A 14497-nucleotide genomic window follows, 5' to 3' on the forward strand; every position below is an offset into this window, starting at 1 on the left:
CGATGCTAGGGGTGCGCTGAGCAACAAGAACAACAGGGAGCACGACGCCATGATCAACCTGATGCCCGAGACCGTCCTGCCCGACGACGGCACCAGCGGCACGCTGGTTGGCCGGGTCTGGCGCCCCGACGTGGACGGACCGGCCGTGGTCGCCGTGCGCGACGACGGCGTGTTCGACGTCACTTCGGCTTTCCCCACCGTCAGCGCCCTCTGCGAGCACGACGATCCGGCGGCGGCCCTGCGCGCGATGAAAGGCGAGCGCATCGGCGACCTCGCCGCCATCCTCGCCAACACCCCGCCGGATCGCCGCAATCCGGCCAAGCCCTGGCTGCTGGCGCCGGTCGATCTGCAGGTGCTGAAGGCGGCGGGCGTCACCTTCGCGATCTCGATGCTGGAGCGTGTCATCGAGGAGCGCGCGCGCGGTAATCCGGCCTCCGCCGAGGCGATCCGCAAGGAGGTGGTGCGTCTGGTCGGCGACGATTTCTCCAAGCTCAAGCCGGGCTCGGACCAGGCGATGCACCTGAAGCAGGTGCTGATCGAGCAGAACGCCTGGAGCCAGTATCTCGAGGTCGGCATCGGGCCCGATGCCGAGGTCTTCACCAAGGCGCCGACCTTGTCATCTGTCGGCACCGGCATGGATGCCGGGCTGCATCCGAAATCGACCTGGAACAACCCGGAGCCGGAGGTCGTGCTGGCGGTGTCGAGCCGCGGCCGGATCGTCGGCGCGATGCTCGGCAATGACGTCAACCTGCGCGACTTCGAGGGCCGCTCGGCGCTGCTGTTGTCGAAGGCCAAGGACAACAACGCCTCCTGTGCCATCGGCCCGTTGCTGCGGCTGTTCGACAAGACCTTCACGCTGGATCACGTGAGGCAGATGGACGTGGCGCTCAACGTCACCGGCAGCGACGGCTTCGTGCTCGACGGTCATTCCTCCATCAGCAAGATCAGCCGCGATCCGACCGATCTCGTCGCCCAGACCATCGGCGCCGTGCACCAATATCCCGACGGCTTCGCGCTGTTCCTCGGCACCATGTTCGCCCCGGTGAAGGACCGCGACGCACCCGGCCAGGGCTTCACCCACAAGCGCGACGACATCGTCACCATCTCAGCCCCGCAGCTCGGCCGCCTCGTCAACCGCATGCGCAACAGCGACGAATGCGAGCCGTGGACTTTCGGCGTCGGTGCCCTAATGCGGAGTTTGGCGCGGCGCAAGCTGATCTGAGGCTTGCTTAGTCGTTATTCCGTCATGCCCGGGCTTGTCCCGGGCATCCACGTCCTCCCAACGATGCCGAATGACGTGGATGGCCGGGACAAGCCCGGCCGTGACGACGTGGTGAGAGGCGCGCACTACACTCCTATCTTCATAATCGGTCGCGGTATTGCGGAGACGCTGATGTGGCCCCTCACACATGCCCCGACGCCATCTGCCCGGCGGCGCGGCGGGCGCGCTCCTGCAACTGCGTGGGATCGCCCAGCGCGGCACGCTCTCGCACCACCGACAATGCATGGTCGCGCTCGGCCGCCGCGCTGCGGCGCGGCTCGGGGCGGCGCAGGCCGAGATCATCCTCGATCGGATCCTTCGGCACCAGCGACAGCGCGCGCTCGAACGGATCGAGGGAGGCCTCGCGGCCCTTGCCGCTGTCGCGGCTCTGCTCCGGCTCCGGCGGCCGCCGCGCCACCAGCGTCTTGATGCGTCCGATCAGGCCGGACGGCGCTTCCGGCGGAGCCGGGTCGAACGGATCGGCATAGAAGGTCGCACCGGCCTTCTCGACCATGCCGGCGAGCGCGCTGACCATGCGCGGCGAGCCGCAGGCATAGACGACGTCGGAGGCGGTCAAGGTCGGCATGTGCGGCTCGATGCGTCCGGTGCGGATCGAGGGATGATTGATCGGGCCTTCCTCGACGGTCGGGATGATCGTGACGTTCGCCAGCCGCGCGAGCTGTGCCAGGATCGGCGTCATGTAGAGCTGCGGCAGCTTCTTGGCGCCGGCGATGATGACCATCGGCCGGTCCCGCTGCTCGCGCAGCGCCATCGCCGCGATCGCCCAGATCGGCGCGAAGCCGGTGCCGCTGCCGGCGAGGACGAGACGGCCGGTGCCGCCCGGGCGCAGGAACGCATGCCCATACGGCCCCTGGATGCGCAGCCGATGGCCGGGACGGATGCCGCTGCCGAGCGCCGTCGTCACGCGGCCGCCGCGCACGCGCTTGATGTTGAGATGGATGACGCGGCCGCCGATGCGGCCGTCGAACGAGGCGGTGGGGCTATAGGCGCGCGCCGGATAGCCGTTGAAGGTGAACTTGAAGTACTGTCCGGGCAGATAGCTGATGCTCTTTTCAGGGGCGATCATCAGCTCCATGATGTCGGGCGCGACCTCACGCAGGCCGACCAGGCGGGCCTTGGAGGTGTCGATCTCGGGCACGTCCTCCATCTCGACGTCGAGGTCGGAAACCACGCGCGCCTGGCACGCGTAGATCATGCCCTGCGTATGCGTCTCGCCGCACACCGTCTGCCCCTTGGAGACATGAACCATGCAGGTGCCGCAGGTGCCGGCGCGGCAGTCGAACGGAATCTCGACGCCGTTGGCGAGCGCGCCATCGAGCAGCACGTCACCCGCGCGGACGCGGAACTGGCGGCCCTTGACGGTGACGGTCCTGAAGTTCGACATGGTTCACTCCTCGATCGAATACGCTGTGACAATGTGGGCTGAAGGACGCCGCGGGATCACGCCCTGCCGGGCGACACGCGGATGAGATTCTTGTTGGCGGTGGTCTCGAACCGGCTCGACCAGTAGTTCGACGCCATCACCGGCCGCTTCAGCCAGCTCACCTTCGGCGAACGCAGCACCAGGAACCAGAAGAAGAACGGCGTCGTGATGAGGTGCGAGACCAGCGGAAACCAGTCCGGCAGCAGCGACGCCGGACCGGGCAGGCGATACCAATAGTAGGTGCTGACCGCCGTCGCGGCGAAGATGCGGTGCATCCGGGTGCGGGTGGCCGGCTTGTAGCGCAGCATGTGCTCGCCGATCCTGAACACGATGTAGCTGATGACGGCCGCGCCGAACGGCCAGACATAGGCGGTGATGATCTCGGCACTCCCGACCTGCTGCGGCGGATAATCCGGCACCTGGAACCAGCCCCAGACGAAGCCGGGAAAGCTGCCGATCAGGAAGTTACCCAGGAACTGCTGCACCTTCGTCGGCACCCCCGCGGTCGGCGTCAGCTCTGGCGTCGAGTCCGGGCACGGATTGCTGCAGGCCTCGCAGATATTGCAGCGGGCGTTCTTGAAGGTGAGAGCGGGGTTGGTGCCGTACAGACGCTCGACGGGGTGGATCGGGCACAGCGAGGTGCACCAGCCCGAGCGCATCTCGAACACCGAGCCCATCGCGAACGCCATGACCGCAGCCGACAGCAGCATGAGCGCCGTCAACGGCCCGTCAACATTGAGTCCGATGCGCCGCATCGGCACGACGATGAAGAGCGAGGTTACGCTGATCACCGCTAAGGTCGCCGCGCCCCATTCCGGCATCCGGATGTTCTGCGAGATGCCCATCTTGTTCGGCAAGAGATGAAAGGTCGCCATCGGACAGATGTTGCGCCACAGGCCGGGCGAGATCGTCACCAGCGCCGGCGCGACCGGAATCAGCAGATTCCACATCAGGGCGATGCCGAGCGCAGGGAAGAACAGCAGCAGGTTCACCAGCAGCACGCCAACGACCAGCATGACCGTCTGCATGGTCAGCCAGAATCGCCGCTCGGCCCGGCCGGTGCTGCGGCTGCCGGGCTGCGCGGCCGGCTGATACCTGGCGGGAGCCACCTGCACGGCCACGTGTGTGAGCGGCCGGGCCTCTCGACGGTGCGAAGCGTAGTCGTATTGGGACGAACGTTGAGCGCTGTTGTTTCGCATTGCTTTCCAGGACGCTGGTTACTTGGCACGGCGCGCTGGTGTGACGAGGTCGGGCCAGACGTGCTCGTCCGCCAGGCCTGTTAGTTCGCGTCATCAGCGCATGCTGTGCCGCGGAATCTGCCGACGAGATGTGGCGCTTTTTGACGGCCAATATGGACGTGTCTGGGCCATGCTGCGGTGGGCCTGCGGCCGTTTGATCTGGATCAAATCGAGGAGCATCAAGCATTTGATCTGGATCGAGGTCTGTTTTCGAGTGCGTTTGATCTGGATCAATGACGGCCTTCACCGTGACAGATCGCAGGCGCAATGAAGGCGCATGTGCGCGGGATGCGGCATGCGAAAGCTGCCCGTCGGGCAAATCGGGTCGTGCGCGAAAAATCCTGTCCAGCCCTGTGCGGAAAAATAGATAGCTTGTCGATTTCGCAAAATCAGCATTAAAGTCCCGCCTGTTCCGTTGCGTCGGAGGGGACGTATCGCGGTCGTCATGGACGTCGGCAGCGGAATGCGATGGGCGTGTGTCGTTGCAGCGTGATCATTCGCGCCGACGAACAGCGATGCACGCACGGTCAAGTCGCGCGGTCCTGGCACCCCGATGCTGGTGTCCCGCGGCGGAGCGCGCAAAGCGCATCGTCGCGCACGGTGGCCAAAAGCCGGCGCACCGGGGAGAACGCGAAGCAGCCGTCAAAACCATCGCGCAGGGAGGGCCGGGCGTGTTCGGCCAGACCTGTGGTACCTGCCGCCTGCATTTTTTTTCGCAGGCGGGCCACGGGCGCGGCCAGCGCCCGGCCTTCCCTGCGCCCTCTGTTGTCGAGGAGGGTGAAGCGATCAGCATAGCTCGGGCGCAACCCGCCGCGGGACTGCGAACGCATGTGGCGATAGATCGCCGGCGTTGGGGGACGAGCGCTCTCGCCCAGGATTCCAGTGTCGTCCCGGCGAACGCCGGGACACATAACCCCAGGGAGATGTTGTTGCGCACGATGTCGACCCAGTCTTTCTTCACAATAACTGCCGCGGAGTATGGGTCCCGGCGTTCGCCGGGACGACAGCTGAGATTGCTGAGGCAGCTGGCCTCACACCGGCAGCGCGATCGAATACTTCACCTGGCTCAGCGCAAAGCTACTTTCGATCGAGGCGATGCCGTCGAGACGAGTCAGCTTGGTTTTCAGGAACGCCTCATACGACGAGAGATCGGTGGCGACGACGCGCAAGAGGTAGTCGCGATTCCCCGTCATCAGATAGCACTCCAGCACCTCGGGCCAGGCCGAGATCGCCTTCTCGAACCGCTTCAGATCCTCCTCCTTCTGCCGCGCCAGCTTGATGGAGATGAAAACGGAGACGTGCAGCCCCAGCGCCTTCTGGTCGACGGTGGCGATGTAGCGGGTGATGACGCCGCGCTCCTCCAGCAGCTTGACGCGGCGATGGCAGGGCGAGACGGACAGGCCGACCTTGTCGGCGAGCTCCTGCATGGTGATGCGGCCGTCGGCCTGGAGATGGCCGAGGATCTTGCGGTCGATGGCATCGAGGTCGGGCATTGGGACCAAATCGCTGAAAGTGGCTGTTGAGTGGGAAAATATCCCAATAATGGTCCTCTGCACGCGAAAAATTGAGAATAATGGCCGACCCAAGAGGCCTAGAATCCAGCTCATCCAACAAAACTCCCGGGGATCAGCGCCATGGCCACGCCATCCGCACCGTCAGACCGTCTCGACATGCTGAACGCGCTGGCCCGCAAGGCGCTGTGGCTGTCGTCCTGGACCATTCATCACGCGAACCACATCCGGCCGAACATTGACGGCCTCAAGGTCGGCGGCCACCAGGCCTCCTCGGCCTCGCTCGCCACCATCATGTCGGCGCTGTACTTCTCGGTGCTGCGCCCGGAGGACCGCGTCGCGGTGAAGCCGCATGCCAGCCCGGTGTTCCACGCCATCCAGTATCTGTTCGGCCGGCAGACCCGCGAGAAGCTGGAGAATTTCCGCGGCTTCAAGGGCGCGCAGTCCTATCCCTCGCGCACCAAGGACATCGACGACATCGATTTCTCGACCGGCTCGGTCGGCCTCGGCGTCGCTCAGACGCTGTTCTCGTCGCTGGTGCAGGACTACGTCAAGGCGCATGGCTGGATGAAGGACCGCCGCGAAGGCCGCATGATCGCGCTGGTCGGCGATGCCGAGATGGACGAGGGCAACATCTTCGAGGCGCTGGCGGAGGGCTGGAAGCACGGCCTGCGCAACACCTGGTGGATCGTGGACTACAACCGCCAGAGCCTGGACGCCGTCGTGCGCGAGGGCCTGTGGGAGAAGTTCGAGACCATGTTCCGCAATTTCGGTTGGGACGTGGTGATCGTGAAATACGGTCGGCTGATGCGTGAGGCGTTTGCGGAAGCCGGCGGCGAGGCGTTGAAGCGCTGGATCGACAACTGCCCGAACGCGCTCTACGCGGCGCTGTGCTTCCAGGGCGGCGCCGCCTTCCGCAAGCACATCCAGGACGACATCGGCGATCAGGGCGACGTCACGCGGCTGCTCGACAAGCGCAGCGACGACGAGCTGCTGGCGCTGATGTCCAATCTCGGCGGCCACGACATGGCGAGCATGCTCGAGGCGTTCGAGTCCATCGATCACGACCGCCCGGTCTGCTTCATCGCCTACACGATCAAGGGTGTTGGCCTGCCGTTCCAGGGCCACAAGGACAATCACGCCGGCCTGATGACGGTGGCGCAGATGGAGAAATGGCGCGCCCAGCAGAACATCCGCCCCGGCCATGAGTGGGACAAGTTCGAAGGGCTGAAGCAGGACCCGGCCAAGCTGGAGGCGTTTCTCGCCGCCGTGCCGTTCAATCGCGATGGCCGCCGGCTCGACGATGCCGTGTTCGACGTGCCGGAGCGGCTGACCTTCACGGCCGCGGCGCAGATGTCGACGCAGCAGGGCTTTGGCCTTGTTCTCAACGATCTCGCGCGCAGCGACACCGCGATGGCCTCGCGCATCGTGACGTCGTCGCCCGACGTCACCGTGTCGACCAATCTCGGCGCCTGGGTCAACCGCCGCGGCCTGTTCGCGCGCGCCGAGAAGGCCGACCTATTCCGTAGCGAGAAGATCCCGTCGACCTTCAACTGGGCGGCATCGCCGAAGGGCCAGCACATCGAGCTCGGGATCGCCGAGATGAACCTGTTCATCATGGCCTCCGCGCTCGGCCTGTCGCATGCCATCAATGGCGCCCGGCTGCTGCCGGTCGTGACGCTCTACGATCCCTTCATCGAGCGCGGCCTCGATGCGTTGAACTACGCCTGCTATCAGGATGCCCGCTTCATGGTGGCGGCGACGCCGTCGGGCGTGACGCTGGCACCGGAAGGCGGCGCGCATCAGTCGATTGCGACACCGTTGATCGGCATGGCGCAGGACGGGCTGTCGTCGTTCGAGCCGGCCTTCGTCGATGAGCTCGCCGCGATCATGAAATGGGGCTTTGCCCACATGCAGCGCGAGGCAGGCGAGGGCGGCTCGCTCTATCTGCGGTTATCGACGCGCACCATCGATCAGCCGCAGCGGATCATGACGCCGGAGCTGGAATCCGACATCGCCGCCGGCGCCTATTGGCTGCGCAAGCCGGGGCCGAATGCGGAGGTGATCGTCGCCTATACCGGCGCCCTTGCTCCAGAGGCGATCGAGGCGACCGGCCTGATCGGCGAATCCCGGCGCGACGTCGGCCTGCTCGCGATCACCTCGGCGGACCGGCTGCATGCGGGATGGACGGCGGCGCGCAGCCTGCGCCGGCATCGCCGCGGCGTGCAGCATCTCAGCCATATCGAGCAGCTGCTGGCGCCGCTGCCGCGCGACTGCGGCATCGTCACCGTGATCGACGGCCACCCGGCGACGCTCGGCTGGCTCGGGTCGGTGCGCGGCCATCGTGTCGAGGCGCTCGGCGTCGAAAAGTTCGGCCAGACCGGAACGATTGACGACCTCTATCGCCACAACGGCATGGATGCCAACGCGATCATCGATGCGGCCGAGAGCCTCACCGGCGCTCCGGTGCGGCATCGCAAGATGGCGGTGTGAGGGCGGGGGGAAGAGGGGGCTGAAAACAGCTGCGCCGTCTCCCCCACCTGGATGAAGGAGACGGCGTCGCAACTTGGAGCAAAAGGGCTAGGTGCTGAAAAGCTACGCAATAAAAGCTGGCGAAGTCATTCGTTGTGAAATGTTTTCCAGCGTCCTTTCGAGATGCTGGGCTGTCTATGAAGGAGAGAGTAATCGGCACGACCGGGCCACGATGTGAAGCAGTTCACATGTTGAAAATGAATCTGCAGGACTGGGAATTCTGCCATCCGGAATGATCGCCGCAATCGCATTTGTTGCAATGCAAAATGGAGCGGCGACGAAACGCAGATCCGTCGGCTTGCGCCGGTCGCGGCCTTGCTCCTATATCCGACCCGAGACGCAACCCCGGTCCCCGCATGTGGCGGGTTCATCCCGCGGATCGCGCGTGCCAGGATGCCGGCCGCGTGCTGCCGCCCCCTCCAGATGCTTCCACGTGAAGAGGTTTTCCGATGGTCAATCGCCTGCAATTCTACATCGACGGCGCCTGGGTCGATCCGGTCGTCAAGAAGTCCACGCCGGTCGTGAATCCGGCGACTGAAGAGGCGATGTACGAGGTTGCGCTGGGCTCCAAGGCCGATGTCGACAAGGCGGTCGCCGCCGCCAAGCGCGCCTTCGAGACGTTCTCGCAGACCTCGCGCGAGGAGCGCGTCGCGCTGTTCGAGAAGATCATCGCCGTCTATAAGGGCCGCATGAAGGAAATCGGTGCTGCCATCTCCGACGAGATGGGCGCGCCGCTGCCGATGGCGGAGAAGCTGCAGGCGGGCGCCGGTCTCGGCCATCTGATGTCGACGCTCGATGTGCTGAAGAAATATGAGTTCGAGGAGACGCTGCCGGCGTCCGTGGTGGTGCGCGAGCCGGTCGGCGTTGTCGGCATGATCACGCCCTGGAACTGGCCGCTCAACCAGATCGCCTGCAAGGTCGCCCCGGCGCTGGCCGCGGGTTGCACCATGATCCTGAAGCCGTCGGAGTTCACCCCGACCTCGGCGCTGATCTTCGCCGAGATCCTGCACGAGGCCGGCGTGCCGAAGGGCGTGTTCAACCTGATCAACGGCCTCGGGCCGGAGGTCGGTGCCGCCATGAGCGAGCATCCGGACATCGACATGATCTCGTTCACCGGCTCGACCCGCGCCGGCATCGACGTCGCCAAGCGCGCCGCGCCGACCGTGAAGCGCGTCAGCCAGGAGCTTGGCGGCAAGTCGCCGAACGTGATCCTGGAGGGGGCCGATCTGGTCAAGGCGGTGACGGGCGGCGTCATGCACATGTTCAACAATTCCGGCCAGTCCTGCAACGCGCCGTCGCGCATGATCGTGCCGGCCGCACGGATGAAGGAAGTGGCTGCCATCGCGAAGGGCGTTGCCGACAAGACCAAGGCCGGCGATCCGCGTGGCGAAGGCACCACGATCGGCCCGGTCGTCAATCGCGGCCAGTGGGACAAGATCCAGGCCCTGATCAACAAGGGCATCGAGGAGGGCGCCACGCTCGTCGCCGGCGGTCCCGGCCTGCCCGAGGGCGTCAACAAGGGCTTCTACGTGCGGCCGACGATCTTCGCCGACGTCAAGCCGGAGATGACGATCTCGCGCGAGGAGATCTTCGGGCCGGTGCTGGTCATCATCCCCGCCAAGGACGAGGCCGAGGCGGTCAAGATCGCCAACGACACGCCCTATGGTCTCGCCGGCTACGTCACCGCGCCGACGATCGAGAAGGCCCGCGAGGTCGGCCGCAAGATCCGCGCCGGCAACGTCAACCTTCAAGGTGTCCCGAACGACCGCACCGCGCCGTTTGGCGGCTACAAGCAGTCCGGCAACGGCCGCGAATGGGGCCGCTTCGGTCTCGAGGAATATCTCGAGGTCAAGGCGGTCGCGGGCTACAACGCGGCCTGATCGGTGAGAGTGCGTAGGGTGGGCAAAGCGCAGCGTGCCCACCATTCACGCCAACAACAGAGCTGGTGGGGATCATCCCCCCAGCGCGCCCTGCGTATTCACGTAGAGCGCGTAGATCGACTGGCTGGCGGCCATGAACAGCCGGTTGCGCTTCAGCCCGCCGAAGCAGAGATTGGCGCAGCGCTCGGGCAAAGCGATGCGGCCAATCGGCGCGCCGTCGGGCGCGAACACCATGACGCCGTCGAGCTCGGGCGTGCCCATGCCCCAGCCGCACCAGAGATTGCCGTCGATGTCGCAGCGCATGCCGTCCGGCGTGCCCGGGCCGGCATCGATGTGGATGCGCTTGTTGGTAAGGTTGGTACCGTCGCCGGAGACGTCGTAGGCGAGGATCTTGCGGGTCGGCGCGCCGCGGGATTCGACGACGTAGAGGATGCTCTCGTCGGGCGAGAAGCACAGCCCGTTCGGTCCCAGCACGCCCTCGGCGACGATGGTCGCCCGGCCGGTGGTGCCGTCGATGCGGTACACGTTGGCGTCGATCTCGGGCTCGGCCCTGTAGCCCTCGTAATTGCCGAGCAGTCCGAAGGTCGGATCGGTGAACCAGATCGAGCCGTCGGATTTGACCACGACGTCGTTCGGCGAATTCAACCGCTTGCCGTCGAAGCTGTCGATCAGCACCGTGATCGAGCCGTCATATTCGGTGCGGGTGACGCGGCGGCCGCCATGCTCGCAGGTGACCAGCCGGCCCTGCCGGTCGCGGGTGTTGCCGTTGGCGAAGTTGGAGGGCTTGCGGAACACCGAGACAGCCTCGGTCTCCTCCTCCCATTTGAGGATGCGCTGGTTGGGAATGTCGCTGCACAAGAGATAGCGGCCGTCGCCGAACCACACCGGCCCTTCGGCCCAGCGCAGGCCCGTCGCCAGCCGCTCGACGGCCGACAATTTGAGCCAGTATTTCTCGAAGCGCGGATCGAGCGTCTGGATCGCCGGATCGGGATAGAAGGTGGCAGGGCGAAAGCCCTGGGCGTGAGCGTTTCCGTCGGACATCTGGCCGGTCCTGTTATTGCACCGTTACGATCTCTGCTATCATCCGCAAGCAATGACCGCAAACCTGCGGGCCGAACACGAGGGATGAAATGCCACGTATCTTGATGACCGGAGCGAGCGGTGGAATCGGCACTTCCTTGCGGAAGCTGCTCCCGCCGATCTATCCGGACCTTCTGCTCAGCGATCTCCGACCGCCTGCCGATCTCTCCAGCCAGGAGACGTTCAAGGCGGCCGATCTTGCCGACCTCTCCCAGGTCGAAGCACTGTGCGATGGCATCGACGGCATCATCCATTTCGGCGGCTATTCGGTCGAAGGTCCATGGAATGACATCCTGCAGGCCAACATCATCGGCGGCTACAACCTGTTCGAGGCGGCTCGCCGCAAGGGCGTCAAGCGCGTGGTGTTCGCGTCGTCAAACCACGCGGTTGGTTTCTATCCGCGCCATCGCAAGATCGACAACGACGTGCAACCGCGTCCCGACGGCCGCTACGGCGTCAGCAAGGTGTTCGGCGAAGCGCTCGGCTCGCTCTATGCCGACAAGCACGGGCTGAAGGTGACGTGCATCCGCATCGGCAATTTCGGCGACAAGCCGCTCGACCGGCGCCGGCTGTCGATCTGGCTGAAGCCGGAGGATCTGGTCCAGCTCTGCCGCATCGGCCTCGAGCATCCGGACATTCATTTCGATGTGCTCTATGGCGCCTCGTTGAACGAGCGCGCCTGGTGGGACAATCAGCGCGCCTACGATCTCGGCTATCGCCCGACCGGCCGCGCCGAGGATTTCCGCGAGCATGCTTTTGCGGAGCAAGCCAAGCTGCCCGCCGATCCGATCGGCGACTACTTCCAGGGCGGCGCTTTCTGCACCACCGAGTTCGATGGCGACACCAGCCGGATCATCGACTGGGGGTAATTGGGCGTCGTCATTCCGGGGCGCGTCCGCAGGACGCGAACCCGGAATCTCGATGTGAGAGCGCAAGACAACTTCTGGATTCCTGGTTCGCGCTTCGCGCGCCCCGGAATGACGTTGAGAATGAAAGAAGAGAAGACCATGACCGATGGCCTGCGCAAGGGACTGACCGCCTACGGCGATGCCGGCTTCTCGCTGTTCCTGCGCAAGGCCTTCATCAAGGCCGCCGGCTATTCGGACGACGCGCTCGACCGGCCGATCGTCGGCATCACCAACACCTACAGCGACTACAATCCCTGCCATGGCAACGTCCCGCAGATCCTAGAAGCGGTGAAGCGCGGGGTCATGCTGTCCGGCGCGATGCCGTTCGTGTTTCCGACCATCTCGATCGCGGAGAGCTTTGCGCATCCGACCTCGATGTATCTGCGCAACCTGATGGCGATGGAAACCGAGGAGATGATCCGTGCCCAGCCGATGGATGCGGTTGTCGTCATCGGCGGCTGCGACAAGACCTTGCCGGCGCAGATCATGGCGGCGGTGTCGGCCGACCTGCCGACGGTGGTCATCCCCGTTGGTCCGATGGTGGTCGGTCATCACAAGGGCGAGGTGCTCGGCGCCTGCACCGATTGCCGCAGGCTGTGGGCGAAGTATCGCGCCGGCGAGATGGACGGCAGCGAGATCGAGGCGGTCAACGGCCGGCTGGCGCCGTCGGTCGGCACCTGCATGGTGATGGGAACGGCCTCGACCATGGCCTGCATCACCGAGGCCCTCGGATTGTCGCTGCCGATGAGCGCAACGATTCCCGCGCCGCATGCCGAGCGCTTCCGTTCGGCCGAAGCCAGCGGACGCGTCGCGGCCGAGATGGCCAAGGCCAAGGGGCCGAAACCGAGCGAGCTGCTGACGCCGTCCGCTTTCAAGAATGCGCAGGTGGTGCTGCAGGCAATCGGCGGCTCTACCAATGGCCTGGTGCATCTCACCGCGATCGCTGGCCGGACCCCGCACACAATCGATCTCGATGTATTCGACCACATCGGCCGCGAGGTGCCGGTGCTGGTCGATCTCAAGCCATCCGGCGATCACTACATGGAGCATTTCCACCACGCCGGCGGCGTGCCGAAGCTGATGAAGCAGCTCGGTGATCTCATCGATCTCGATTGCCGCTCGATCACCGGCCAACCGCTGCGCGACATCGTGGCAGCCGCCGAGGACGTGCCGGGGCAGGACGTGATCCGCTCGCGCGACGACGCGATCAAGCCGGAGGGCGGGCTCGCGGTGCTGCGCGGCAACCTGGCGCCGCGCGGAGCCGTCATCAAGCATTCGGCCGCGAGCCCCAAGCTGCTGCAGCACACCGGGCGCGCCGTCGTGTTCGAGTCGATCGAGGACATGACCCTGCGGGTCGATGATCCCGATCTCGACGTGTCGGCCGACGACGTGCTGGTGCTGCGCAATGCCGGCCCCAAAGGCGCCCCGGGCATGCCGGAGGCCGGCTATCTGCCGATCCCGAAGAAGCTCGCGCGCGGCGGCACCAAGGACATGGTGCGCATCTCCGATGCGCGCATGAGCGGCACCGCCTTTGGCACCATCGTCCTTCACATCACGCCGGAGTCCGCCGTCGGCGGGCCGCTGGCGCTGGTCCGGACCGGCGACATGATCCGGCTCGACGTCGCCAAGCGCAGCATTGACCTGCTGGTCGACGACGCCGAGCTGGACCGGCGCCGAGCTGCGCTGAAGCAAGCCCGGACGCCGGAATGGGCGGAGCGCGGCTATGCGCACCTCTTTCATGAGACGATCCTGCAGGCCGACGACGGCTGCGATTTCGACTTCATGCGCCGGAAAGGGAAGGGGTGAGCGCGGTCCTACTTTCCTTTGCTGGTGAACCGCTTCACGGCGGCGCGGAATTCATCCGTGTTCATGCAGTTGATGATGGCGTCGCGCTCGGCGGCGAGCTGATCCTCGACCGCGCTGGTCGGTGCGCGATGGATCAGCGCCTTGGTCGCCGCGATCCCCGCCGGCACATTCTGCGCCAGCCGCGCAGCCAGCGCGTCGGTAGCTGCGACGAGCTCGGAGGCCGGGACGATTTTCGCGATCAGTCCCCATTCGTAAGCCTGCGCCGCCGTGAAGCTGTCCTCGGCCAGGAAGATCTGCAGCGCGCGCCGCACACCGACGGTCGCAACGACACCGACCGTGCCGCCGCCGTCGGGCGAGACGCCGAGCTTGGCATAGGCCGGCGTGAAGCGCGCATCCTCGGCCGCAATGCAGAGATCGGCCGCGAAGGCCAGCGACATCCCAGCACCGGCGGCGGAGCCGTGAACGCTGGCGAGCACGATCTTGTGCATGCGCCGCAGGCTCGCGATGAAGGCGTGGTAGTGGTGCAGCAGCTCGCTCACGACAGGCGTGATGGTGTCGGCCTCGGCGGCAGCGCCGATCGTCTGCAGGTCGCCGCCGGCGCAGAAGGCGCGGCCTTCGCCCTTGAGGACGAGCACCCGGATGGTCGGGTCCGCCTCGACCTGCGCCGCGAGCTGTTCCAGGCGCTGCGCGATGGCGAGGTTGATGGCGTTGAACGCTGCCGGTCGGTCCAGCGTGATGGTCGCGATCGGGCCGTCAATGCTCAGGCGAGCGGGGTCCGCGGCTGCGTCCGACATTCAATCCTCCCTTGCATGGTTGTTGCCGCATTTAAAGCGCACA

General features: G+C 65.7%; 11 protein-coding genes. 5 read left to right on the top strand and 6 right to left on the bottom strand.

Going from position 1 to position 14497, the window contains the following annotated elements:
* Positions 1-49 precede the first annotated feature (49 nt).
* Positions 50-1222, top strand: a complete 1173-nt coding sequence (locus QX051_RS13095; protein WP_315776402.1) for a fumarylacetoacetate hydrolase family protein — start codon at positions 50-52, stop codon at positions 1220-1222.
* Between the two features lie 181 nt (positions 1223-1403).
* Here the strand turns inward: QX051_RS13095 and QX051_RS13100 are convergent, their stop codons facing one another.
* From QX051_RS13100 to QX051_RS13115, 4 genes are all read right to left on the bottom strand, one after another.
* Positions 1404-2666 (bottom strand): 2Fe-2S iron-sulfur cluster-binding protein, encoded by a 1263-nt coding sequence (locus QX051_RS13100; protein ID WP_315776403.1) that lies wholly within the window; start codon positions 2664-2666, stop codon positions 1404-1406.
* A gap of 56 nt (positions 2667-2722) precedes the next feature.
* A complete protein-coding gene (locus QX051_RS13105) occupies positions 2723-3826 on the bottom strand; it encodes a ferredoxin (RefSeq protein ID WP_315776404.1) in 1104 nt (367 codons plus the stop codon).
* Between the two features lie 644 nt (positions 3827-4470).
* Entirely contained in the window at positions 4471-4773 is a 303-nt protein-coding gene (locus QX051_RS13110; protein WP_315776405.1) for a hypothetical protein, read from the bottom strand.
* 201 nt (positions 4774-4974) lie between these two features.
* Positions 4975-5436 carry an Lrp/AsnC family transcriptional regulator gene (locus QX051_RS13115; protein WP_315776406.1) on the bottom strand — a complete coding sequence of 154 codons (462 nt, stop codon included), beginning with the start codon at positions 5434-5436 and terminating at the stop codon, positions 4975-4977.
* A gap of 141 nt (positions 5437-5577) precedes the next feature.
* Between QX051_RS13115 and QX051_RS13120 the strand changes: the two genes are divergently transcribed.
* Entirely contained in the window at positions 5578-7947 is a 2370-nt protein-coding gene (locus tag QX051_RS13120) for a transketolase (protein ID WP_315776407.1), read from the top strand.
* A gap of 488 nt (positions 7948-8435) precedes the next feature.
* Positions 8436-9866: an aldehyde dehydrogenase family protein gene (locus QX051_RS13125; protein ID WP_315776408.1), complete on the top strand. Its 1431-nt coding sequence runs from the start codon at positions 8436-8438 to the stop codon at positions 9864-9866.
* Between the two features lie 72 nt (positions 9867-9938).
* On the opposite strand, the gene QX051_RS13130 is transcribed toward QX051_RS13125, so the two are convergent.
* Positions 9939-10907 (bottom strand): SMP-30/gluconolactonase/LRE family protein, encoded by a 969-nt coding sequence (locus QX051_RS13130; protein WP_315776409.1) that lies wholly within the window; start codon positions 10905-10907, stop codon positions 9939-9941.
* 89 nt (positions 10908-10996) lie between these two features.
* On the opposite strand from QX051_RS13130, the gene QX051_RS13135 reads away from it, so the two are divergent.
* On the top strand, positions 10997-11815 hold the full coding sequence (locus QX051_RS13135; protein WP_315776410.1) for an NAD(P)-dependent oxidoreductase: 819 nt from the start codon (positions 10997-10999) through the stop codon (positions 11813-11815).
* A gap of 138 nt (positions 11816-11953) precedes the next feature.
* The gene (locus QX051_RS13140; RefSeq protein WP_315776545.1) at positions 11954-13660 is read left to right on the top strand and encodes an IlvD/Edd family dehydratase; all 1707 of its coding nucleotides are present in this window, start codon (positions 11954-11956) and stop codon (positions 13658-13660) included.
* An 8-nt stretch (positions 13661-13668) separates the two neighbouring features.
* Here the strand turns inward: QX051_RS13140 and QX051_RS13145 are convergent, their stop codons facing one another.
* Positions 13669-14454 carry an enoyl-CoA hydratase/isomerase family protein gene (locus QX051_RS13145; protein ID WP_315776411.1) on the bottom strand — a complete coding sequence of 262 codons (786 nt, stop codon included), beginning with the start codon at positions 14452-14454 and terminating at the stop codon, positions 13669-13671.
* Positions 14455-14497 lie beyond the last annotated feature (43 nt).

The organism is Bradyrhizobium sp. SZCCHNR1053 (assembly GCF_032381235.1).
Taxonomy (GTDB): domain Bacteria; phylum Pseudomonadota; class Alphaproteobacteria; order Rhizobiales; family Xanthobacteraceae; genus Bradyrhizobium.

Excerpts from the sequence above, each read along its gene's own strand:
- QX051_RS13115 (WP_315776406.1), bottom strand. The coding sequence starts at position 5,436 with ATGCCCGACCTCGATGCCATCGACCGCAAGATCCTCGGCCATCTCCAG.
- QX051_RS13125 (WP_315776408.1), top strand. The coding sequence starts at position 8,436 with ATGGTCAATCGCCTGCAATTCTACATCGACGGCGCCTGGGTCGATCCG.
- QX051_RS13140 (WP_315776545.1), top strand. The coding sequence starts at position 11,954 with ATGACCGATGGCCTGCGCAAGGGACTGACCGCCTACGGCGATGCCGGC.
- QX051_RS13100 (WP_315776403.1), bottom strand. The coding sequence starts at position 2,666 with ATGTCGAACTTCAGGACCGTCACCGTCAAGGGCCGCCAGTTCCGCGTC.
- QX051_RS13145 (WP_315776411.1), bottom strand. The coding sequence starts at position 14,454 with ATGTCGGACGCAGCCGCGGACCCCGCTCGCCTGAGCATTGACGGCCCG.
- QX051_RS13120 (WP_315776407.1), top strand. The coding sequence starts at position 5,578 with ATGGCCACGCCATCCGCACCGTCAGACCGTCTCGACATGCTGAACGCG.
- QX051_RS13135 (WP_315776410.1), top strand. The coding sequence starts at position 10,997 with ATGCCACGTATCTTGATGACCGGAGCGAGCGGTGGAATCGGCACTTCC.
- QX051_RS13130 (WP_315776409.1), bottom strand. The coding sequence starts at position 10,907 with ATGTCCGACGGAAACGCTCACGCCCAGGGCTTTCGCCCTGCCACCTTC.
- QX051_RS13110 (WP_315776405.1), bottom strand. The coding sequence starts at position 4,773 with ATGCGTTCGCAGTCCCGCGGCGGGTTGCGCCCGAGCTATGCTGATCGC.
- QX051_RS13095 (WP_315776402.1), top strand. The coding sequence starts at position 50 with ATGATCAACCTGATGCCCGAGACCGTCCTGCCCGACGACGGCACCAGC.